Origin of the sequence: Microbacterium sp. Root61 (assembly GCF_001427525.1) — a bacterium.
Taxonomy (GTDB): domain Bacteria; phylum Actinomycetota; class Actinomycetes; order Actinomycetales; family Microbacteriaceae; genus Microbacterium.
The window spans coordinates 3,072,899-3,093,567 of sequence record NZ_LMGU01000001.1; the positions used below are offsets into that span (position 1 = coordinate 3,072,899).

Genomic DNA, 20,669 nt, shown 5'->3' on the forward strand with positions numbered 1-20,669 from the left:
ATCCCCACTTGGCGCTCGGCCCGGAGGTCCCGCGTCGTCGCGGAGACCTCCGGGCCTCTTCACGTTCGTGCGCGCTCGTCCGCCGTCGCCCGGCGCCGACGCCTAGGGTGCCAGCCCCGTGCTCGCGCCCGTCAGGGTCTCGAGCATCCGCACCGCGGCCGGCCAATACCGGGCGTAGTGCTGCGGGTCGGTGTTGATCTGCGTCCGGTGCGCCACTTCGGTCGGCTCGAGCAGTTGTCGCTCTTCGGCCGGCACCGCCGTCGCCATCCGCTGATAGAACAGCGTCGCAGCGGTGTACGGGTCGAGGCGCTGCTCGCGGGTTCCCCACCATTCCTGCTGTTGGAAGAGCCCGATCGAAGTGGTCTGGGAACCATCCGGATTGGTGACGCCGCTGGTCTCCCAGTCGCCGTAGTCGATGTTGCGGAGTGAGGATTCGCCCATCGCGGTCATGATCGCGATCGCCTGATCGCGAGGGAAGAGCAGGAGATCCTGGCCTGCTTTCACGATGAGGGACGCGTTCGCCAGCTGCTCCTCGTCGTACACCGTCGTCTCGGCCTGTGTGATCGGCGGCGCGACGGCATCCCACCGATCGTCGTCGAAGGCATGAACCGCGGCGCCGATGAGGATCGCGATGCCGGCGATCGGCAGGGTCAGCGCCGCGACGATCGACGCGATCAAGGCGATCCGCATGCGTCGTGCGCGTGCGGCCCGGGATCGGCGTTGCGCAGCCGTGGGGCGGTGGCGGGTCTTCGCAGGATGTGTCCCAGACGACTTGCGCGGGGTGCCGGTGCGGCGCGTGCCGGTGCGGGGTGAGGCGGTCCGCGGCATGTTCGGCATTGTGCCACGCCGGCCTGCGAGTCATCCGGGACGGGTGTCGACCGACCATGCTTCGCGCACGGATTGGGTCGCGTCGCGGCATCTGAAGCGGGTGCAGATGTTGGTGCAGACGATTCGCCGGCCGCTGCGGCGGTCTCCTTGAATGACATCGATGCCTGCGCGTGCATGCCCGACACAGCAATCTCGCTCCCTCGTGTGCCGCCGGACTCATTACCACTGGGGGTGCGCATGCATCCACCCGAATGGAGCCATACTCACGATGAAAAAACACACATCCTCGCGCATCGCCGCGGCGCTCGGCGTGGTCGCGCTCAGCGTCGTCGCCATCGCCGGCGGCACGACGGCAGCAGTCGCCGCGCCGGCCGGCTACGGCAACATCGACTTCTCCGAAACAGGGTCGCTGACGGTGCACAAGTACCTTCACCAGGCAGCGGGTGGCAGCACCGGCGATATCAGTGCCGCTCCTGCCCCCGGAGATTTCACCGATCCGGTCGAGGGCGTCGTCTTCACGGTGTACCCGCTCCTGAAGAACGCCGCACCGCTCGATCTGACGGTTCCCGCCACCTGGGACAGCCTGAACTCGATCGTGCCGGGCGCCGCATGCGCGGCTCCTGCCGGATACACGCGGGGCACCGGCATCCCGATGCCGGCCACCGACGCCGACGGCTTGTCGACGCAGAGCCTCGCGCTGGGCGTCTACCAGGTGTGCGAGACCTTCGCCCCGTCGAACATCGTCGACCGTGCGTTGCCCTTCATCCTGACGGTGCCGATGCCGCATGCGAACGGGTGGGTCTACGACGTCCACGCGTACCCGAAGAACGGTGAAGGCGAGCTCGTCAAGAGCGTTACAGCCCAGGGCTCCGACACCGGGATGGGTGCGACGCTCGACTTCCCCGTGACGATGACGATCCCCACGCAGGCGAACCCGTGGACGATGTTCGCGATCTCGGACCTGTTCGACACGCGGCTCGCTCCGGTGGGAACCGGTGTCGCCTCCGTGAAGGTCGACGGCGTCGCGCTCGACGCCGGCTACTACACCGTGAGTCCGGTCGTCGGCAACAAGGTCACCCTGTCCTTCACCGCAGCCGGTCTCACCTGGCTCAACGCCACCCCGGCGAACTCGCAAGCCGGCAAGGTCATCGAAGTCGTCTTCCAGGCGAAAGTGATCGCGATCGGCAACGGCGCCATCCAGAACGACGCGAAGTTCCAGAACGACCCCTCGTCGGAACTGACCTCGAACACGGTGACGACCAACTGGGGCAGCGTCGAGATCCTGAAGCGGGCATCCGGCACCACCGGCACGACCGGTCGCCTCCAGGGCGCCGTCTTCGAGGTCTACAACGCGGTCGCGCCGTACGCCACCGACTGCACCAAGGCGGTCGCGGATGTGGCCGCCGGCCCGATCACCATCGGCGCCGCGAGCACGTTCACCTCCACGTCGGCCGGTGTCATCGCGATCCCGGGTCTGTTCGTCAGCGACTCCGTGAACCCCGCCGTCAACGCGGCTAAGCGCTGCTACGTGCTCAAAGAGACTGCGGCACCCGCCGGTTACGTCCTTCCTGCTGCGCCCTACACGGGGATCAGCGTGAAGGCCGGACAGACGGTTGTCGCGGATGCGTTCAACGCGGACGTCACCAACACCCAGCAGGAAGTGCCCGAGCTGCCCCTCACCGGTGCGAACGGTCAGCTTCTGCTGCTCTCCGCCGGGGGTGCTGCGGCACTGATCGCCGTCGGCCTCGTGCTGGTGAATCGCCGTCGCGCTCGGGTGAACGACTAGCCCGATCCACACCGTGGGGTGCGCATGCCGCGCCCCCACGGCTTCGGGCCTGGGGAAGAAATGCGAAGTGAAGAGGTCGGTTCCATGCAACACAACAGATCGCCGCGGCACGCGGGCACCAGAATGCCCAGGATGGTGCGGTCCGCCCTCGTTGTCGGCGTGATGGTCCTGGGGATCCTGGCGCCGTCCATACTCGTTCCCCCGACGGCGCAGGCCGCCGACGAGACGCCGCCTGTCCCCGGCAGCGCCTTCGACCCGCTGTATCCCCAGGTCTTCATCGGGCAGAACTTCCCGACGACCACCCTCCTCGGCGGGCAGCAGTCCGCCGGCTCGCTTGCGCTGAGCAGTCTCGGCTCCACAACCGGGATCAGCTACAACGCCATCGGATTCAACGTCAACGACGGCTTCATCTACGGGATCCGCGCCAACCCGAACGCCACGCAGAATGGGACGAATCGGCTGGTCAAGGTCGGAAACGGTGGGGTGGTCACCGACCTGGGCGTCATCACCGGCCTGCCCGCGCCGACACCGAAGCCGAGTGGCGGCAGCCAGGTGAACACGTACACGCAGGGCGCCTTCGGCGGGATCCCGGGACCGAGCGGGAACAGCCACCTCCTCTACATCCGCGACTACAACAACACGGACAACTCCAACCGGATGTGGGTCGTGAACATCGAGACCCTCACGGCGGAGCGGGTCACGTTCGACAGCCGCAGCGCGACCCTGGGGTCCATCGCTGACTTCACCTGGGCGGGCGGGAAGAGCTTCCTCGGCGACCGGGGCAGCCTGATCGGCGCATCCGCGACGAATTTCTACGTGATCAGCGAAGTGGTGGGGGTCGGCTTCGTCGTCGATTCCATTCCCAACTCCATTTCGGCGATGCGGGGGGCGGGGCGCCAGTTCGGCGCGGCGTGGACCCTCGGCAATGGGCTGCTCGGCTTCTCGGACAACCAGACCGGGGATGTCTTCCTGGTGGACATGGAACAGAATGCGTCCGGCATCGTCTTCTCCCTCGCCGCGAAATTCAGCGGCCCCGCCACCCAGAACAACGACGGGACGAGCGCGCCGGGTGGTCCGGTGGATCTCGGCATCGTGAAGACCGGCCCGGCCAACTACGCGGTCGGAGAGGTCATGAACTACTCGATGACGGTCACCAATCACGGACCGAACGACTCGAGCGGCAGCATCCTGACCGACACTCCGCCGGAGGGCCTGGGCGAGGTCGCGTCCACGACCCCCGGCTGCACCGTGGCCGACGGGAAACACCTGACCTGCGTTCTCGGTGCGCTCCCGGTCGGTGCGAGCACCCAAGTGGCCATGACCGCGAAGGTGCTGACGGCGATCACCCACTCGGGGGGCCGGGTACTCAACCGCGCAGACATCCGCGGCAACGAGTACGACCCGAATCCGGCCAACGACTGGTCGATAACGGCCGCAGACCCGTATCCCGGCATCCTCGAATCCACCAAGACATCCGATCCGGTATCCGGCACCCAGGTGACGGTGGGTCAACTCGTCAGCTACGTGCTCACGTTCCACAACTCGGGCCGCTCTCCCGTCGTCGTGGACAAGGTGGACCTCCTCACCGACGTGATCGACGACGCGAGCCTGGCAGGTTCGGTCATCGCGCAGTCGCCGCTGACGGCGACCACGACGGCATCCCAGATCGCTGTGACCGGGACGCTTCCCGCGGGTGCCACCGCCACGGTCACGTATTCGATGCGCGTGAAGTCTCCGCTCCCGCAGACGGCGAGCGGAAAGCTCGGCAACTTCCTCGTGACGCGCGGTGAGACCCCGCCGCCTAGCTGCGATCCGGTCACGGTGCTCTGTACCGAGCACCCGGTGGTGGGCTCGCTCACCTGGAACAAGGTGAACGACTCCGCCCCGGCGGCATTCCTCTCCGGATCGGAGTGGACTCTCACTCCGTACGACCGGGCCCCCACGCCCGCGCTGGTGCCCGCCTCTTCCATCCCGGTCATCGACTGCGTCGCGAGCACCGCTGCGGAGTGCACGGCGTCCGACAAGGATCCCCGCGCGGGTCGATTCGAAGTGCGCAGCCTGCCCGTCGGCACCTATCAGCTCGTCGAGACGCGCGCGCCTGCGGGGTACCGGCAGATCGCCCCCCGCGACATCGCCGTCTTCCAGAACGTCAGCTACGGCGACATCGTGAATACGCAGGTCGAGGTACCGATGCTGCCGCTCACCGGCGGGATGGGGACCACCGCGTTCTGGGCGCTGACCGGTGGCTTCGGAATCGTGGCGCTGACCGCCCTCATCCTGCAGCGCCGACGGATGCGGTCCTGATCGGGTGAGCGACATCCCACCCGAGGTCGAGACCCGGCGGTCCCGCTCGCACCGCGCACGCGGGCGGGGCCGACGCTGGCGTCCCAGCCTGCTCACCATCGCCGTTGCTCTGTTCGCGATCGCCGCGCTGACCGCGGGGCTGTATCCCATGACCGCGTCCTGGCTGACTTCGTACAACCAGTCTCAGATCATCCGCGACTACGAGAGCTCGGTAGACGCGGTGTCTCCGAGCGCCGCGGAGCAACTTGCGGCCGCCCACGCCTACAACGACGCTTTGAGCGCCGGTGTGGCGCTCGAATCGAACGCGAACGTTCCGGTCGGCGAGGGCTCATCGACGGATGAATCCCTGCAGTACGCGCGCATGCTGACGGCCTCCGACGACGGCCTGATGGGGCGGGTCCGGATCCCGGCCATCGACGTCGACCTGCCGATCTACCACGGCACCAGCGACGACGTGCTCCTGCGCGGCGTCGGGCATCTGGAAGGTTCGCACCTGCCGGTCGGCGGCGACGGGACTCACGCGGTGCTCACGGCGCACCGGGGGCTGGCCAACGCGACGATGTTCAGCGATCTCGACGGCGTCGAGGTAGGCGATCGGTTCACGATGGACGTCTTGGGCGAGGTGCTCACGTATGAAGTGCGCACCAAGGAGGTGATCGACCCGGCGGACACCGGGACCCTGCGGGCGGAACCGGGCCGCGACCTGGTCACTCTGGTCACGTGCACGCCGCTCGGCATCAACTCGCACCGCATCGTGGTGACGGGTGAGCGGGTGCTTCCCACCCCTGCCGCCGACGTCACCGGCGCGGGCAGCGAATCGGACGTTCCCGGCTTCCCCTGGTGGGCCGTCTTCGCCGGCAGCGGCTTGCTGATGGTGGGCGCGTATGTCGCCTGGCAGGGACGCATCGACGCGAAGCTCGCGTCTCAGCGGAGGACCCGGCGCCCAGCCGGATGAGCCACCGGTGCTGCGGGGGCCTAATTCGACAGGAGCCCCATCCGGGTGGCCTGCAGGATCGCCTCCTCGCGACTGCCCACCCTGAGCTTGCGATAGACCGCGAGACGGTGGCGCTTCATGGTCGCCGTGGCGATGCCGAGGTCAGCGGCAGCATCCGCGAGCGGTGGGTGGGTGAGCATGGATTCCAACGACTTCTGCTCCATGAGGGTGAGGCTCTCGCGCCGTATGCAGCGCGCCGGGCCGGGGACGGCGTCGATCAGGGCGGAGACGTCGCAGAAACCTGCGTCGCGGGCCGCCGCCGCGATTTCCGCGAGTGGCTCGAACGGAACGGACCGCAGCATCATCGAGAGCTCGCAGCGCTCGATCAGCTCGGCGGCGCTGTGGAGCGCGACGAATGCCTCCTCCCGTCTGTCGCATCCCCATGCGGCGATTGCCGCGATGAGAAGCGTGTCGATCTGCTGCCGGAGGTTCAGGACTGCAGGTCCCAGGCGCTGCACCATGAGCAGCGCTTGGACGTCATTTCCCTGGAAGAGGGAACGCCTGGCGCGCTCGATCTGCACGTAGGGGTTCTTCGCCGGCAGCGCGTCCGCGATCTGCTTCGAGGTGACGAGGTTCCCCGATATCGTCGCCAGCATGGTCTGGTAGAGCGCGAGGTACCCGCCCCACACGCCGACGCCGTGCCGCTTGCGCTCGATCTGCGCGATCCCGGTGCGCAGGTGCGGGATCGACCAGTCGACTCCGCGCTGGTACCGGACGCTCTCGGTTTCGGCCATGATCACCATGGGCCACTGCTCGATCCGGTCGTACCACGGGGAGAGGCGGGCGATCGCTTCGCGGAGCATCTCGGGGCGGGCGAACTCGTACGCATGGTGAGCGCGGATGACCTCCGCGTTCACCCACGCCAGCGCGGGCGCTGCCCCGAATCTCGTGCGTACTGCGTCGGCCTGCGCGAGCAATTCCGCTCCGAGCCGGAAGTTGCCCTCGTTGGATTCGACCAGGGACAGTCCGCTGAGCGCCGCGTGCTGCCAAGGCCCGTGTCGCAGGGTGGCACGCGAGATGTCACCGGTCTGTCCGGGGCCGATGGCTCCCGGTTTCGGCTCCATGAGGGAGTCGAGGCGTTGCCAGACGCGTCTCGCCAGCGCCGAGTCCCCGCCGATGAAGGCGGTGAACGCGAGCTCCTGCAAGAGCACCGGCTGCTCGCCCGGGTCGCGTCGGCCCGCGTCGTGTCGGCCTGAGGCGGTGAGACCCGCGCGGGATGCGAGCTGAGCCTCGATGTCCCGAGCGATGGCAAGCGCGGCGGGGGAGTCTCCCCACATGCGTTCTCCGATCATGACAAGCATCCGATGACCGACATGCAGCGGATCCGTCGGCTCGGGGTTCGACTCGAGTCGGCGCACCGCCCCCGTGTGGAACAGCTTCGACGTGTGCCAGAGGCGCTTCGGCGCGACCGTCGGCAATTCGAGCTCGAGGAAGAACCGCGCGGCCGCGAGGGTCGGATGGGCGGACAGCTCGGCGTCGGTCAGTGGCGACAGCGCCGCCAGACACGTGTCGTGTTGGTCGGTGATCGCCGTGAAATTCGCCCAGAGGACGCTCTCCGCCTCTGCGAGCGAGGAGAACTGGAGGTAGATGCGGAGCGCGCCCAACGGGTCTGATGTCTCGAGTTCTTTCGCGATCCCGAGGGCGAGGGACTCTCTCCTGCTGCTGCTGAATTCGCGGGTCACGATGGCCGACATCGTGCCGCGCATGGCCGGATGCAGGCGGTAGCCCTGCCCATCGGAGCTGGCGCCGTCTTCGAGTGCGCCGAGCTGGAGCAGGGTGTGGACGTGCGTGTGCGCGGAGGCCTTCGATGCACCGCTGAAGAGGGCGGCCTGGTCCAGACTGAACGACTCGACGAGCGCTGCGCCGAGGAGGACGTCTCGCGAGCGCGGGTCGAGGTGGGTGGCGACCTCGAGGATGTCGATGGCGAACCGGCGCAATGCGGACTGCGGTGCGGAGTCCTCGGGCGTCGCGGGCGAACGAAGGATGGCCGCAACGACGACAGGCCATCCGGCGGCCTGCGTCACCGCGCTGATCCGACCGGGTGCGTGCTCGCCGCCGGAGTGCGCGAGGATCTCGCGGCACTCGTCGCCGGTGAACGCGAGATCCGCCCGGGTGAGCACGCGAACCTGGTGCGTGTGGAGGGGGCCGTCAAGGAGGTGCACCGATCGTGCGAGCACGCACACGTGCAATCGGGGCCCGGTCCGCACCAGCTCCAGCAGCGCTCGGTCGTGCTCGACGCTGCTGAGGTGGTGATAGTGCTCGAGGACGATCAGCGTCGGCTCGGTCAGTGCGCCGACACGCGCGCGCACCCACTCCCGGGAGCATCCGTCTTCGCTGTCGGGTCGGTCCGCATCCGTGGCCAGGCTTCGGCCGAGTATCTGCCACAACGTCGTATCCCCCGCCTCCTCGATGTGCGCGATGTGCACGCGATACTGCGCCAGCGCGGGAGACTCGAGCAACTGCGCGACCAGTGTGCTCTTGCCTGCACCCCCGGGCGCGTTCAGGAGGACGAACGGGAGGAGGCCCCCCGTTCCGTCATGGAAACGCTCCAGCAGTCGTTCTCTCGCGATGAGTGAATCGCTGTGAATGGCCGAGTTGGCTCTCATCGGATACCGGCACCCCCTGGTGGATCTTGCGGCTGTGTTCCGCGCCGCGGGGGTGGATAAGACGGACGCGCGAGTTCGGCGCAGGTCCCTTGCGATCGTCGTCCGAGCCGCCACGAGACGATGGCGAGCACGCCGAATGGCAGCGCCGACGTCACAGCAGTCATCGAGTCCACGATCAGTTCTTCCCCCCGGAGAACGAGCGACGTCGGGCCCGAGGGCCCTCGATCGCTTTGCGAGCCTAGGGGAGCGGTCTCCTCCCGGTCCATTCGCGGTGTTCTCAGCGCTCGGGGCCACTTCCCGTTCGTGCGCGCTACCCTGAGCGCATGCCCATCGCCCGGCCCGCGGCATCCGTCGCCCTCGAAGGTGTCGAGTTGCGGGTACTGCAGATCCCGCTCGTCTCTCCGTTCACCACGAGCTTCGGCACCGAGCATGTGCGCGAGGTCATCGTCGTCCGCGCGCTCACCTCCGATGGAGAGGGGTGGGGAGAGATCGTGACCGGCGCCGCGCCGCTGTACTCGAGCGAGTACACGCAGGGGGCGTGGGATGTCGCGCTGCGCTGGATGATCCCCGCATTGCTGGACCGCTACACGCTCGCGCCGGAGGATGTCGCCACCATGCTGCGGCCGTTCGTCGGTCATCGCATGGCCAAGGCGGGCCTCGAGCTCGCCGTGCTCGATGCGGCCCTGCGCGCAGAGTCCCGCCCGCTCGGCGAGTACCTCGGAGCGGTGCGCACGCACGTGCCGTCCGGCGTCTCCGTCGGCATCCAACACGACCCCGCCGCGCTGGTCGAGGCTGTGGGCGGATACCTCGACGAGGGGTACGTGCGGATCAAGATCAAGATCAAACCCGGACGGGACATCGCCGACACCGCCGCAGTCCGCGATGCGTTCGGCGCCATCCCGCTGCAGGTCGACGCGAACTCGGCGTACACGCTGGCCGATCTGGACACCCTCGCCGAGCTGGATCGGTTCGACCTGCTGCTGATCGAGCAGCCGCTGCAGGAGGACGACCTCGTCGACCACGCCACCCTGGCCCGCCGGCTGCGCACACCGGTGTGCCTGGACGAATCGATCGTGTCGGAGAAGGCGGCGGTCGACGCGATGGCGCTGGGCGCGGCATCCGTCATCAACGTCAAGGCGGGACGCGTGGGCGGCTATCTCGAGGCGGTCGCGATCCACGATCTGTGCCGGGATGCCGGGGTGCCCGTGTGGTGCGGAGGCATGCTCGAGACCGGCATCGGCCGCGCCGCGAACGCCGCGCTCGCCGCCCTGCCGGGCTTCACTCTGCCGGGGGACGTCTCGGCGGCGAGCCGCTTCTACGCCCGAGACATCGTGACCGAGCCGGCGGTGCTGGAGGACGGACATGTCCGCGTTCCCACCGGCCCCGGGCTGGGCGTGCAGATCGACCCGGTCGCCCTCGACGATTTCACGATCGCCCGCGAGACGGTGCGGCGGTAGGCGGTGCGCGGGTCCTGGCGCTCCGCGCGCATCGCGGCAATCGCCCTGGCGGTCGCCGTCCTGTTCGCCGGGTGTTCCGAGCAGCCCCGTCCGCTCCCGTCGGCCACCAGCCTGCCCGCCGGGGTGGATGCCTCGCTGATCCAGCTGCGTTCGGACGTCGCCGCGCGCGAGGCTCAGGTGCGGGTGCACAACGGCAATGACGAACCCGTGACGATCACGCGGCTCCGGGTCGATGACCCGCGCTTCGCACGGGCCGCGGCGCGCGCGCTCCCGCACACCACGACGGTCGGTCCTGGCGCCACCGTCGACATCCGCATTCAGCTTCCGCCGATGGCATGCGAGGGCGACCTGACTCAGCTCGGACCCTCGCCGACCGCGACGTCCGCCGCGCCGACGGTCACGATGCACTACTCGCTCGGCGAGAGCGCCGCGGTCGCGGTGTCTCCGCTGGCGGAGCCGACGCCGTTCATCGCGGCGATGCACGAGCGCGAATGTCGTGCCCGCGCGCTCGGCGCCGCCGCGGGCGTGACCCTCTCATCGTTCACGCCGTCGGAGCCGGGGGTGCCGGCCGATCTCGCCCTGACGATCGCGCCGACCGGGAAAGGCGCCGCGCGCATCGTCGGCATCGAGACGACCAACCTCCTCACCTTCGATGCGGGCGCCGGGACCACTGCCGAGGTGTTCGACATCGGGGTCGATGTCGCGGAGGGCGACACCGAATCCACCGTGGTGCACCTGCCCCTCGTGCCGCTGCGCTGCGATGCGCACGCGGTGCAGGAGGACAAGCGCGGCACGATCTTCACGGTGATCGTCGATCTCGACGGTGACGGTGCCGGCGAGATCGAGCTGGCCGCCTCCGAGGACATGCGCGGCGAGATCCTCACCTGGGTCGGGAAGTGGTGCGGCTTCGGGTCATGAGCCGGCCGGCCGGGCCGTGGGCGGCAGCGAGCACGAACGCAGGCAGGATGCGCCCGGATGCCGCTTCCGCACCCGAAAGACCGTGCCCAGCCTGAGTTGATGCCCCGCTGACGCCTGTCGGCGCGTGTATCTCCCGGCGTCCGTCAGCCTCCTTCTTCTCGAACCCGCGTCATAGAACGCGTGCGGCCCCGTCTCTTGGATGACGGGCTCGCGACGAACGGAGGAGAACGCCATGCGTGCATACATCGACTCGATCGGACGGGCGCTTTCCGTGCCCGCCCGTCGCGATCTCCCCCGCGTGCCCCGCAGCATGCGCCCCCGCGTGGGGCGCTCGACGTTCGTGCCGGTGCGTCAGGAGAGCGTTGCACGCGGACTCAGCCGCGCCGCCTGAGAATCCGGGCGCCGGCGAGAGTACTCTCATGCCCATGGTCGATGACGACCCGGTGACGACGAACCCGGAGCACTATCGCACGGTCTTCGAGAACGACCACGTCCGCGTGCTCGACTACGTCGACGAGCCCGGGGAGAGCACGACCCCGCACCGGCATCCGAACAGTGTGATGATCACTCTCACCGACTTCCACCGACGGCTCAGTACGGCGGTGGGTGACCGCGACGTCGAATTGACCGCGAACCAGGTGCTGTGGCTTCCGGCCCAGCGCCACTCCGGCGAGAACACCGGCACCACCCCCACGCACACGATCCTGATCGAGCTCAAGGGCGCTGCCGCAGGAACCCTCGATGAGAGCGTGATCGGTCCCGCTACAACCTGAGCCGATCGCCTTCCCTGCTGCGCATCCGTTGGGCCGTCACTCGAGATGGGCGCCGAGGGCCTCGAGGAGGCCGCGCGTGCCTTCTTCGCGGCCGGGGCCGTCGGCCCAGAACTGGTCGAAGAAGACGCCGTGCTCGATGTGCGTGAAACGGGTGCCCTCGTCGGTGGACTCGAACTCCAACGACGCCACCGACGTCGACATGTGGACCCCGTTGAGCCACATGTCGTACGTCGTGACGATGCGGACGTGCTCGACGATGTCGGTGTAGGTGGCCTCGTACCGTGAGACGGGACCGTCGTGAAACGCCGCCTCGTCGACGTCGTGTCCCCCGACGCGGAAGTCGAACGCCCACTCACCGGGTTCCACGGTGTCGCCTCCGCCCCACCAGCTCCGCTTCTGGCTCTCGTCGGCGAACGCGTCCCAGACGCGTTCGCGAGGAACGGGGTAGTCCCGGGTGAGGGTGAACCCGGCGTGGGCGAGGCGGCGTGCGATCGTCATGAGGACGTCCTATCGAGTCAAGGTGACGTGGATCTGACCGCTTTCGGCCACTTCCGTCGTCACCTCGTGGGTGAGCTCGAAGCCGCGCAGGTCGTCCCACAGTCGATGGCCACGGCCGAGGAAGATCGGGGTGACCATGAGGTGCAGGTCGTCGACCAGGCCGGCGCGCAGAAAGTCGCGCGCCGTGCTGTACCCACCGCCGATGCGCACGTCCAGTCCGCCCGCAGCCTCCGTCGCCTCGGCGAGCACGTCCTCGATGGCGGCGCTGCGGAAGTGGAACGTCGTTCCGCCCTCCATATGGATCGACGGACGCGGTGCGGTGTGGCTGAGGACATAGACCGGGGTGCCGAAGGGCGGGGTGTCACCCCACCAGCCTTTCCAATCCGCATCGCCGGGAAAGGTGTGCAGCCCGAACATCCCCGCTCCCATGATCTCGGTGCCGACGCCCTCGAAGAACGCGACGGCGTATCGGTCATCGACGCCGGTCGTGCCCTTTCCGCTGGTGTCACCGAAGACATACTCGTGGAACGTGCGGGTAGCGGCGTACGCGGCTGTGAGCCGCCCCCAGTCCTCACCCATCGGATTGTCGGGGGTCGGGTCGGCCGGTGTGTAGCCGTCCAGCGAGGTGAACAGGTCGAGGCGAACGCGGGTCATGTCAGATCTCCTTCGGGGCAGTCAAGGCGAGATGGATGCCGAGCCGGTCGGCGTGGTGTTCCGCTGGGGTGCGCTGCTCGCCGAGCCATACGTGCAAGACATCGAGGGCGCCCGGTCGCAGGCTCACGGTGCGGACACGTCCGTGCTTCTCCGACGTGACCACTCCCGCGTTCTCGAGGATGCTCAGGTGCTGCATGAGTGAGGGCAGCGCCATCGAGAACGGTTCCGCGAGTTCGGACACGACCGCCGGCGACTTCGCCAGCCGTTGCACGACGGCCCGGCGCGTCGGATCCGCGAGAGCGCGGAGCACGGCGTCGAGCTCGTCGTAATAGTTAGGCATATGCCTAACTATTACCGAAGAGGAGCGATTCGTCAACCGAACGGATGTGGCGTGTCCTTGCGCTCTTCGAGTCGGCCTAAGCGCGGTCCTCGCGTGCGAGCCAGCCTTCGATGCCGTCGAGCAGTCGCTGGAGCCCGAACTCGAACAGTGCGTCCAGGTCGAGGTCGAAGTCGTCCGATCGTACGAGGGACGCGAGCAGCGGCAGCTCCGCCGGCGACACCATCGTCGCGATGTCGGTGGATCGCGTCGTCATGTATTCGTCCGCGGTGAGGCCGGTGTCCTGCTGCTGCTCGGCCTCGGACGCGATGTCGATCGCCATCCCCTTGACGTGGCTGAACACGATGACGCTGATGTACATCATCATCTCCATGCTCAACCCGAGCGGAGCCAGCGCCCGCAGGCACCATTCCGTGTAGCGGAATCCGTTCGGCACGAGCTGCGGGCGAGAGATCGACATCACGCCGGCGAGCCACGGATGCCGCCGGAAGCCGGCCCACTGCAGCCGCGCCGAGACCTCCAGGTCGCCGCGCCAATCCGCGTCGGAGGGTGGCGGGAAGCCATCCTCGCCGAGAGCCGAGTCGATCATGAGCAGCACGAGGGCATCCTTGCTCTCGACGTACCGGTACAGCGACATCGTCGCGGTACCGAGCTCGGCCGCGACGCGCCGCATCGAGATCGCGTCGATGCCCTCCGCATCCGCCATCGCGATGGCGGTCGTCACGACCTGTGCGGTCGACAGCTGTGTCGGCGACGGGCCCGGTGTCGGTGATGCGACCACGCTCCCGACGCCCAGGGTCGAGATGACCAGGCCCTGCTGCTGCAGCAGCGCGAGCGCCTTCGTGGCGGTGGCGATCGCGACGCCCCACTCCTTGGTGATCCCGCGCGCCGACGGAACCCGATCGCCCGCGTTCAGGTCTCCGGAGGCGATCCGCGCCGCGATCTCCGCCGCAATGGTCTGGGATGTCGCTCGCACTGTACTAGTACACCACCTTCATATTTAGAACACTTGTACGCCGTACATCACCTGTACTACCGTGCAATTCATGAACGAATACAGCGTACTCATCTCCGGCGCAGGGATCGCAGGACCCGCCCTCGCGCATTGGCTCCACCGGCAGGGCATCCGCTCGACGATCGTCGAGCAGGCGCCCGACGTTCGCCTCGGCGGACAGGCCGTCGACCTCCGCGGTCTCGGCGAGGTCGTCGCAGAACGGATGGGGATCATGCCCCGCGTGCGGGAGCGCATCGTGCACGAGAAGGGCCTGCGCTACGTCGACAGTGCGGGTCGCGAACTCGCCACGATGCCCGCCGATCTGTTCGTCGGCGACGGCAGCCCGGTGACCGAGATCGAGATCATGAAGGGCGATCTGACCGAGATCCTCCACGAGCTCATCGCGGATCACACCGAGATCATCTTCGGCGATCGGATCACGGCCATGGCGGACGGTCCGGACGGCGTCACCGTCACGTTCCGCAGCGGGCTGGTCCGCACCTTCGACATCGTCGTGGGAGCCGACGGGATCCATTCGGGCGTGCGAGCGCTCGCGTTCGGTCCGGAGTCCGACTTCGTCGTGCACCTCGGCGCCTACCTCGGCTACTGCACGGTCCTCGATGCCGGGCCCCTCGACGCCTGGTTCGACATGTACAACGAGCCCGGCCGGATGCTCGCCCTCCGCCCGGAGCGCGGGGGAGCGGCCAGGGCCATGCTCGCCTTCGCCGACACCGGAATCGATGTGGATCGGCGGGATGTCGCCAGCCAGAAGCGTCTCCTGCACGAGGTCTTCGCGGGCATGGGGTGGCGCTCCGACGAGCTGCTGGCGGCGGCCGATGCGGACGACGAGTTCCACCTCGACACGGTCAGCCAGGTGCACATGGACAGCTGGACGCGTGGCCGGGTCGCGCTGCTCGGCGACGCGGGGTACTGCGGCTCGCCGCTCACGGGCATGGGCACGAGCCTGGCGCTCGTCGGTGCGTACGTCCTGGCCGGCGAGCTGGGCCGGGCGCGAGGCGATCACGCGACGGCTTTCGCGCGCTACGAGGAGACGATGCGCCCGTATGTCGCCGCATCCCACACGCTGCCCCCCGGTGGCGTGGAGGGCTTCCTTCCGCGCGGACGCTTCATGCTCCGGATGCGGGTGCTCTCGGCGCGGCTGATGCACCACTGGCCGATGCGCCAACTCGTCGCCCGCATGCTCGACAAGTCGGACGCGATCGTCCTCCCCGAGTACGAGGCGGCCGCGAAAACGACCCGTGCGGGAGCCGGGGCCGCCTCCTAGGCTGACGGCATGGCCACCGTCGCTCCGCAGGATCCTGCAGCCGCCCGAGGCATCTCCCGGCGCACCCAGTCCGAGATCTACCGCGCCGGGATCAGCGGCACGAGGCCGCTGGTGCCGATCGATCCGGACGCGCTCGAGGCGGCGGCACGCAAGGCGCTGAGCAGTGAGGCGTTCGCGTACATCGCGGGCGGCGCGGGAGCCGAGCACACGATGGCCGCGAACCGGGCGGCGTTCGATCGTTGGCAGGTGTGGCCGCGCCCACTCCGCGATGTCTCCACCCGGGACCTCTCCATCGACTTCCTCGGCCGCCGCCGCCCGACCCCGCTGCTGCTCGCGCCGCTCGGTGTGATGGAGATGGCGCACGCCGATGCTGACCTCGCGGTCGCGCGGGCCGCGGCTTCCCTCGGCATGCCCTACACGCTGTCGAATCAGGCGTCGTTCCCGATGGAGGATGCCGCGACCGCCGCCCCCGCCGGCTCCCGGCTGTTCCAGCTCTATTGGTCGGCCTCCGACGAGCTCAACGCGTCACTGCTGCGCCGGGCCGAGGCATCCGGATGCGAAGCGATCGTGATCACGCTCGACACGCACCTGCTCGGCTGGCGCACGCGCGACCTCGCCCTGGCCTACCTCCCCTTCACGCGGGGGATGGGCATCGCGCAGTACACGAGCGATCCGGTGTTCCAGCAGCTGGTGCGCGAGCGGGTGCGGACGGGCCCGGATGCCGCGGCCGAGCCGGCCCCGCCGGTCAAGCTCACGCCGAAAGCGGTCGCCGCGGGCGTACGGATCGCGCGCAAGGGCGCGCCGCTCACCGGAGCCGGGCTGCGCGAGAGCCTGCGTTCGCCACTTCCCCGCGCCGCGGTGGAAACGTTCCTCGACGTGTTCTCCACGCCCGCCCTCACCTGGGACGCGCTGGCGAAGGCTCGGGCGTGGACCTCGCTGCCGATCCTGCTCAAAGGCATCGTGCATCCCGACGATGCGTCGCGCGCGGTCGATGCCGGCGTCGACGGCGTGTGGGTGTCCAACCACGGTGGGCGCCAGATCGACCAGTCGGTGCCGACCCTGGCCGTGCTGCCGGAGATCGTCGAGCGGGTCGGGGGACGGATGCCGGTCGTCTTCGACTCGGGCGTGCGCGGTGGCGCCGACGCGTTCGTCGCGCTGGCGCTCGGTGCGACCGCCGTCGCGATCGGCCGCCCGTACGCCTACGGCCTCGGGATCGCGGGGGAGGCGGGGGTGCGCGAAGTGCTGCGCAACGTCCTCGCCGAGCTCGACATCACGCTCGGGCTATCCGGTCACACCACGATCGGCGACGTCGGACGGGATGCCCTGCGCGAAGTCTGAGCGTGGTACCAACCTGCAGAAGAGCGGTACCATGGGGTCATGGCAATGAATCTGCGCCTTCGCGACGATGCAGCGGAAGCGCTTCGGGCAGAAGCAGAACGCTCCGGGCTCAGTCAGCAGGAGATCTTGCGCCGTGCGGTGGACGCGCATCTAGGAATCGGCGCGCGGGCAGCATCGCGCCCACTACCCGACTGGGTGGAGCCGCCGACGCAACCGCTTCGCCGCGCCACCGTCCGCCTCAACCTGCCCGACGGAGTGACGAGCCGTGACTTGATCGACCGCGAGGACCGCGTGTGAGCATCACCGTCTACCTCGATACGAGTGCGGTCCTGAAACGGATCTTCATCGAGAAGGAGTCCGATGCGCTGCAGGATGCCCTCAGTGCTGTCCTCGCGGCCGACGGCCGATTCGTCACCTCCGCCCTCGCGCGTATCGAAGTCTCCCGCGCGCTACGCCGGCGCAGCGACGCTGAACCTCCCGTCCGCCTCGCGCGTGCTTTCGTCGAGGCGCTCACGGGGGTCGCGACGGCGGCCATCACCGACGAGATCGTCGAGAGCGCTCGCATCATCGGCTCACCGTTCCTACGATCCCTCGACGCCGTCCACCTGGCGACGGCTGTCGCTCTCGGCGTCGACGAATTGTGGACGTACGACCAGCGCATGGCTGAAGCCGCCGAGGAACTCGGCATCCCTTCCGGGTCGCCGGCGTGACCTCCGCATCGGGGTGCGCCGCGAATCGACGCGATGCAGGCGGTGCGCGAGGGTGGAGTCGTCGGGTCTGAGAGCGCTGTCGCAGCGCCGGGTCTCGGCATCCGCCCGCGACTAGACTTGACGGATGCAGCGGTATCCCCTTTCCGGGGCTGCTGCGCCCCGCGAACTCGCGACTTTCCCCGCTTCCTCCGACCATTGGAGCCACCATGGCCGAACAGTCCCGCCTCGATAAGGTCATCGCCCTCGCCCGCCACCGCGGGTTCGTCTTCCAGGCAGGCGAGATCTACGGCGGATCCCGCTCCGCCTGGGACTACGGCCCTCTCGGCACCGAGCTCAAGGAGAACATCCGCCGCCAGTGGTGGCAGACGTTCGTCCGCGGCCGTGGCGACATGGTGGGGCTGGACTCCTCGGTCATCCTTCCCAAGCGCGTGTGGGAGGCGTCCGGCCACATCGCGACCTTCACCGACCCGCTGGTCGAGTGCCTGCAGTGCCACAAGCGCTTCCGCGCCGACACCCTCATCGAGGACTTCGAGGCGCGCAAGGGCCGTGCGGCCGAGAACGGGCTCGCGGATGTCCCGTGCCCGAACTGCGGCACGAAGGGCCAGTACACCGAGCCCAAGGCGTTCTCCGGCCTCGTGAAGAGCTACCTCGGCGTCGTCGACGACGAGTCGGGGCTGTATTACCTCCGCCCCGAGACGGCGCAGGGCATCTTCGTGAACTTCTCGAACGTCCTCACCGCATCGCGCAAGAAGCCGCCGTTCGGCATCGGCCAGGTCGGCAAGTCGTTCCGCAACGAGATCACACCCGGAAACTTCATCTTCCGCACGCGTGAGTTCGAGCAGATGGAGATCGAGTACTTCGTGCCGCCCGCCGAGGCGCAGGAGTGGTTCGAGCACTGGGTGGAGGCGTGCTGGGACTGGTTCATCGACCTCGGCATCGACCCGTCGCACCTGCGTCGCTTCGACGTGCCGGAGGAGGACCGCGCGCACTACTCGGCCGGCACCATCGACGTCGAGTACGAGTTCGGCTTCCCGGGCAAGCAGTGGGGCGAGCTCATGGGCATCGCCAACCGCACCGACTTCGACCTGAACAACCACTCCGAGGCATCCGGTCAGAGCCTGACCTACTTCGACCAGGCCAGCGGAGAGCGCTACACGCCGTACGTGATCGAGCCGTCGTTCGGTCTGACGCGCGCGATGATGGCGTTCCTCGTCGACGCCTACCACGAGGAGGAGGCGCCGAACGCGAAGGGCGGCACCGACACCCGTACGGTGCTCAAGCTCGACCCGCGCCTGGCTCCGGTCAAGGTCGCCGTGCTGCCGCTGTCGCGCAACGAGCAGCTGTCGCCGATCGCACGCGAGCTCGCCGCCGACCTGCGCGGCGAGTGGAACATCGACTTCGACGACGCCGGCGCCATCGGCCGCCGGTACCGCCGCCAGGACGAGATCGGCACGCCGTTCTGCGTCACGATCGACTTCGACTCGCTCGAGGACCGCGCCGTCACGGTGCGCGACCGCGACACGATGAACCAGGAGCGCGTGCCGCTGGACAAGCTGCACGACTACCTCGCGGATCGCCTCAAGGGCGCCTAGCCCCGAACCCCGTGAACGACGGATGCCCCGGCCTGTGGCCGGGGCATCCGTCGTTCGTTGCGTCGGTTCGCGGGTGGTCCGAACCGAGGACTACTCCTTCTCGAGCAGCGCGATCGCGTCCTGGACCTGGCCGAAGAAGGTGGCCTGGTCCGCGAGTTCGGCCGGCTCACCCGTCGAACCCTGGATGGTGATCGCGAACGCGCGCCCGTCCGCTCGCTCCAGGTACCACGATCCGCCCAGCACGCCGACGGAGCTGCCGCCCTTGAAGGCGACATAGCTCCACGTGGCGCCGAGATCCCCGAGGCCGCTGTTGGCGGACAGGATGCCGCGGAGCGGGGCTCCGGCATCCGTCGACGCCATCTTCTGCAGCGCGAGGTGCGCGGCGACGAGATCGTCGGGCGTGGTGAACCAGTCCAGGCCGTCCTCCCAGACGGGCGTGATGACATCGGTGGCGGCCACATCGGGCAACCCCGTGGGGAGGGCGTCGAGCACCTTGCGCTTTTCGGCGGCGGTGGCTGCTTTCCACGCGGCGCGGGCCTGTGCGTCCTTGCCCCAGCCGAGCTGGAAGAGCGCGCGCGTGGTGAGCATGGGGGTGTTCAGCGTCGGGTCGTGATGGCCCATGTCGGCGAGGGCCTTCTCCAGCGCAGCCGGTCCGACGGCCGACATCAGGAGATCGGTGGCGGTGTTGTCGCTGATCGCGATCATCTTGGCGGCCGCATCCTGCACCGTCACCGTGGTTCCGGAAGGCACGTCCTGCAGCTCGCCCGACGGCAGGCTCTTCACGTCGTCGGTCACCGTGAGAGCGGTGTCCCAGGCAAGCTCGCCGGCCGCGATCCGGTCGGCCACGGCGCCCAGCACATAGAGCTTGAACATCGAGCCGGAAGGCTGTGATCGCTCGTCGCCCGCCGCGCTGCCCTCGCCCGCTGCCGCGAGGCGGTCGCCCGAGGCGACATCGGTCACTGTCAGCGTGGTGTCCGCGGCGAAGCCGTTCACGGTCTTCTCCAGCTCCGACCACGACGCCGACGGTGTCCGGTCTCCCGCCGACGGCGTGAAGAGGAGGCCCGCGATCAGATCGTCGCCGTCGACCACGATCTGCAGATCGAGGGCATCCCCCGAGGCCGGGGTGATGGTGATGACGGCTTGGTCTCCGGCGTCCTGAACCGCCGTCGGAACCCACGGGCTCTGCGGCTCGAGCTGGGCGAACACCTCGATCAGCTGGTCGGCCGTGATCTGATCGAGCATCTCGGCGGACAGGTGCGATGCGGCTTCGGCGGGGGTGACCTCCGTGCCGTTGATCGCATCGATCACCCAGCGCGCGTGCGCGCCGAGCACGGTGTCGGGCAATGCGACCTCGGCCTTCGCGCTCGCACCGGCGGAAGGTCGATCGCCTCCTGCCGGGGCGCACGCGGCAAGGAGTCCGGTGGCGAGGGCGGCGGTGGCAAGCGCAGCGACGATGCGAGATCGGCAGCGGGTCGGTCGGGTGGTCGCGGTCAAGGGTGATCGTGAGGCATCCATGCCTCCAGCCAATCGGATCGCGGCGCCGAGCACCTCCGACCATGGGGGGAGATGTGCTTCTTCGCACGGTGGAGTGCAGA

19 protein-coding genes are annotated in these 20,669 nt (G+C 68.6%); 12 read left to right on the top strand and 7 right to left on the bottom strand.

All coding sequences use genetic code 11. The features are described 5' to 3' along the window. Positions 1 to 102: 102 nt before the first annotated feature. Positions 103 to 690 carry a hypothetical protein gene (locus ASD65_RS14500; RefSeq protein ID WP_056223743.1) on the bottom strand — a complete coding sequence of 196 codons (588 nt, stop codon included), beginning with the start codon at positions 688 to 690 and terminating at the stop codon, positions 103 to 105. Between the two features lie 406 nt (positions 691 to 1,096). Here ASD65_RS14500 and ASD65_RS14505 point away from each other — a divergent pair, with 406 nt between their 5' ends. The 3 genes from ASD65_RS14505 to ASD65_RS14515 all read left to right on the top strand — a co-directional run bounded on the left by ASD65_RS14505 (position 1,097) and on the right by ASD65_RS14515 (position 5,873). After that, positions 1,097 to 2,614, top strand: coding sequence for a SpaH/EbpB family LPXTG-anchored major pilin (locus tag ASD65_RS14505; RefSeq protein ID WP_056223744.1), 1,518 nt, complete (start codon positions 1,097 to 1,099; stop codon positions 2,612 to 2,614). Positions 2,615 to 2,746: 132 nt separating this feature from the next. Then, a complete protein-coding gene (locus ASD65_RS14510) occupies positions 2,747 to 4,918 on the top strand; it encodes a DUF6923 family protein (protein WP_162248510.1) in 2,172 nt (723 codons plus the stop codon). A 4-nt stretch (positions 4,919 to 4,922) separates the two neighbouring features. Next, entirely contained in the window at positions 4,923 to 5,873 is a 951-nt protein-coding gene (locus tag ASD65_RS14515; protein WP_200948678.1) for a class C sortase, read from the top strand. A gap of 20 nt (positions 5,874 to 5,893) precedes the next feature. On the opposite strand, the gene ASD65_RS14520 is transcribed toward ASD65_RS14515, so the two are convergent. Then, on the bottom strand, positions 5,894 to 8,371 hold the full coding sequence (locus ASD65_RS14520) for a helix-turn-helix transcriptional regulator (RefSeq protein WP_162248511.1): 2,478 nt from the start codon (positions 8,369 to 8,371) through the stop codon (positions 5,894 to 5,896). A gap of 470 nt (positions 8,372 to 8,841) precedes the next feature. Here ASD65_RS14520 and menC point away from each other — a divergent pair, with 470 nt between their 5' ends. The 4 genes from menC to ASD65_RS14535 all read left to right on the top strand — a co-directional run bounded on the left by menC (position 8,842) and on the right by ASD65_RS14535 (position 11,666). Next, positions 8,842 to 9,975: an o-succinylbenzoate synthase gene (gene menC, locus ASD65_RS14525; RefSeq protein WP_056223747.1), complete on the top strand. Its 1,134-nt coding sequence runs from the start codon at positions 8,842 to 8,844 to the stop codon at positions 9,973 to 9,975. 3 nt (positions 9,976 to 9,978) lie between these two features. Next, on the top strand, positions 9,979 to 10,893 hold the full coding sequence (locus ASD65_RS14530; protein WP_056223748.1) for a hypothetical protein: 915 nt from the start codon (positions 9,979 to 9,981) through the stop codon (positions 10,891 to 10,893). Between the two features lie 232 nt (positions 10,894 to 11,125). Next, positions 11,126 to 11,284, top strand: coding sequence for a hypothetical protein (locus ASD65_RS19085; protein WP_156378887.1), 159 nt, complete (start codon positions 11,126 to 11,128; stop codon positions 11,282 to 11,284). A 28-nt stretch (positions 11,285 to 11,312) separates the two neighbouring features. Next, positions 11,313 to 11,666, top strand: a complete 354-nt coding sequence (locus tag ASD65_RS14535; RefSeq protein WP_235566726.1) for a cupin domain-containing protein — start codon at positions 11,313 to 11,315, stop codon at positions 11,664 to 11,666. A 36-nt stretch (positions 11,667 to 11,702) separates the two neighbouring features. Here the strand turns inward: ASD65_RS14535 and ASD65_RS14540 are convergent, their stop codons facing one another. The 4 genes from ASD65_RS14540 to ASD65_RS14555 all read right to left on the bottom strand — a co-directional run bounded on the left by ASD65_RS14540 (position 11,703) and on the right by ASD65_RS14555 (position 14,131). After that, the gene (locus ASD65_RS14540) at positions 11,703 to 12,164 is read right to left on the bottom strand and encodes an SRPBCC domain-containing protein (protein ID WP_056223750.1); all 462 of its coding nucleotides are present in this window, start codon (positions 12,162 to 12,164) and stop codon (positions 11,703 to 11,705) included. Between the two features lie 9 nt (positions 12,165 to 12,173). Continuing rightward, the gene (locus ASD65_RS14545; protein WP_056223751.1) at positions 12,174 to 12,818 is read right to left on the bottom strand and encodes a dihydrofolate reductase family protein; all 645 of its coding nucleotides are present in this window, start codon (positions 12,816 to 12,818) and stop codon (positions 12,174 to 12,176) included. 1 nt (position 12,819) lies between these two features. After that, positions 12,820 to 13,158: an ArsR/SmtB family transcription factor gene (locus tag ASD65_RS14550; protein WP_056223752.1), complete on the bottom strand. Its 339-nt coding sequence runs from the start codon at positions 13,156 to 13,158 to the stop codon at positions 12,820 to 12,822. Positions 13,159 to 13,234: 76 nt separating this feature from the next. Beyond that, entirely contained in the window at positions 13,235 to 14,131 is an 897-nt protein-coding gene (locus ASD65_RS14555; RefSeq protein ID WP_056223753.1) for a TetR/AcrR family transcriptional regulator C-terminal domain-containing protein, read from the bottom strand. A 70-nt stretch (positions 14,132 to 14,201) separates the two neighbouring features. Between ASD65_RS14555 and ASD65_RS14560 the strand changes: the two genes are divergently transcribed. The 5 genes from ASD65_RS14560 to ASD65_RS14575 all read left to right on the top strand — a co-directional run bounded on the left by ASD65_RS14560 (position 14,202) and on the right by ASD65_RS14575 (position 19,074). Further along, the gene (locus ASD65_RS14560; RefSeq protein WP_056223754.1) at positions 14,202 to 15,434 is read left to right on the top strand and encodes an FAD-dependent monooxygenase; all 1,233 of its coding nucleotides are present in this window, start codon (positions 14,202 to 14,204) and stop codon (positions 15,432 to 15,434) included. Positions 15,435 to 15,443: 9 nt separating this feature from the next. Next, complete coding sequence (locus ASD65_RS14565) at positions 15,444 to 16,772, top strand: alpha-hydroxy-acid oxidizing protein (RefSeq protein WP_056223755.1); 1,329 nt, start codon at positions 15,444 to 15,446, stop codon at positions 16,770 to 16,772. Positions 16,773 to 16,811: 39 nt separating this feature from the next. Further along, on the top strand, positions 16,812 to 17,069 hold the full coding sequence (locus ASD65_RS18835; protein ID WP_082561798.1) for a ribbon-helix-helix protein, CopG family: 258 nt from the start codon (positions 16,812 to 16,814) through the stop codon (positions 17,067 to 17,069). Beyond that, positions 17,066 to 17,482: a type II toxin-antitoxin system VapC family toxin gene (locus ASD65_RS14570; RefSeq protein WP_056223756.1), complete on the top strand. Its 417-nt coding sequence runs from the start codon at positions 17,066 to 17,068 to the stop codon at positions 17,480 to 17,482. The genes ASD65_RS18835 and ASD65_RS14570 overlap by 4 nt, the downstream gene beginning before the upstream one ends. 206 nt (positions 17,483 to 17,688) lie before the next feature. Next, positions 17,689 to 19,074, top strand: a complete 1,386-nt coding sequence (locus tag ASD65_RS14575; protein ID WP_056223757.1) for a glycine--tRNA ligase — start codon at positions 17,689 to 17,691, stop codon at positions 19,072 to 19,074. Between the two features lie 90 nt (positions 19,075 to 19,164). Here ASD65_RS14575 and ASD65_RS14580 read toward each other — a convergent pair whose 3' ends face one another. Then, positions 19,165 to 20,568 carry a Cpe/LpqF family protein gene (locus ASD65_RS14580; protein WP_162248512.1) on the bottom strand — a complete coding sequence of 468 codons (1,404 nt, stop codon included), beginning with the start codon at positions 20,566 to 20,568 and terminating at the stop codon, positions 19,165 to 19,167. Positions 20,569 to 20,669 lie beyond the last annotated feature (101 nt).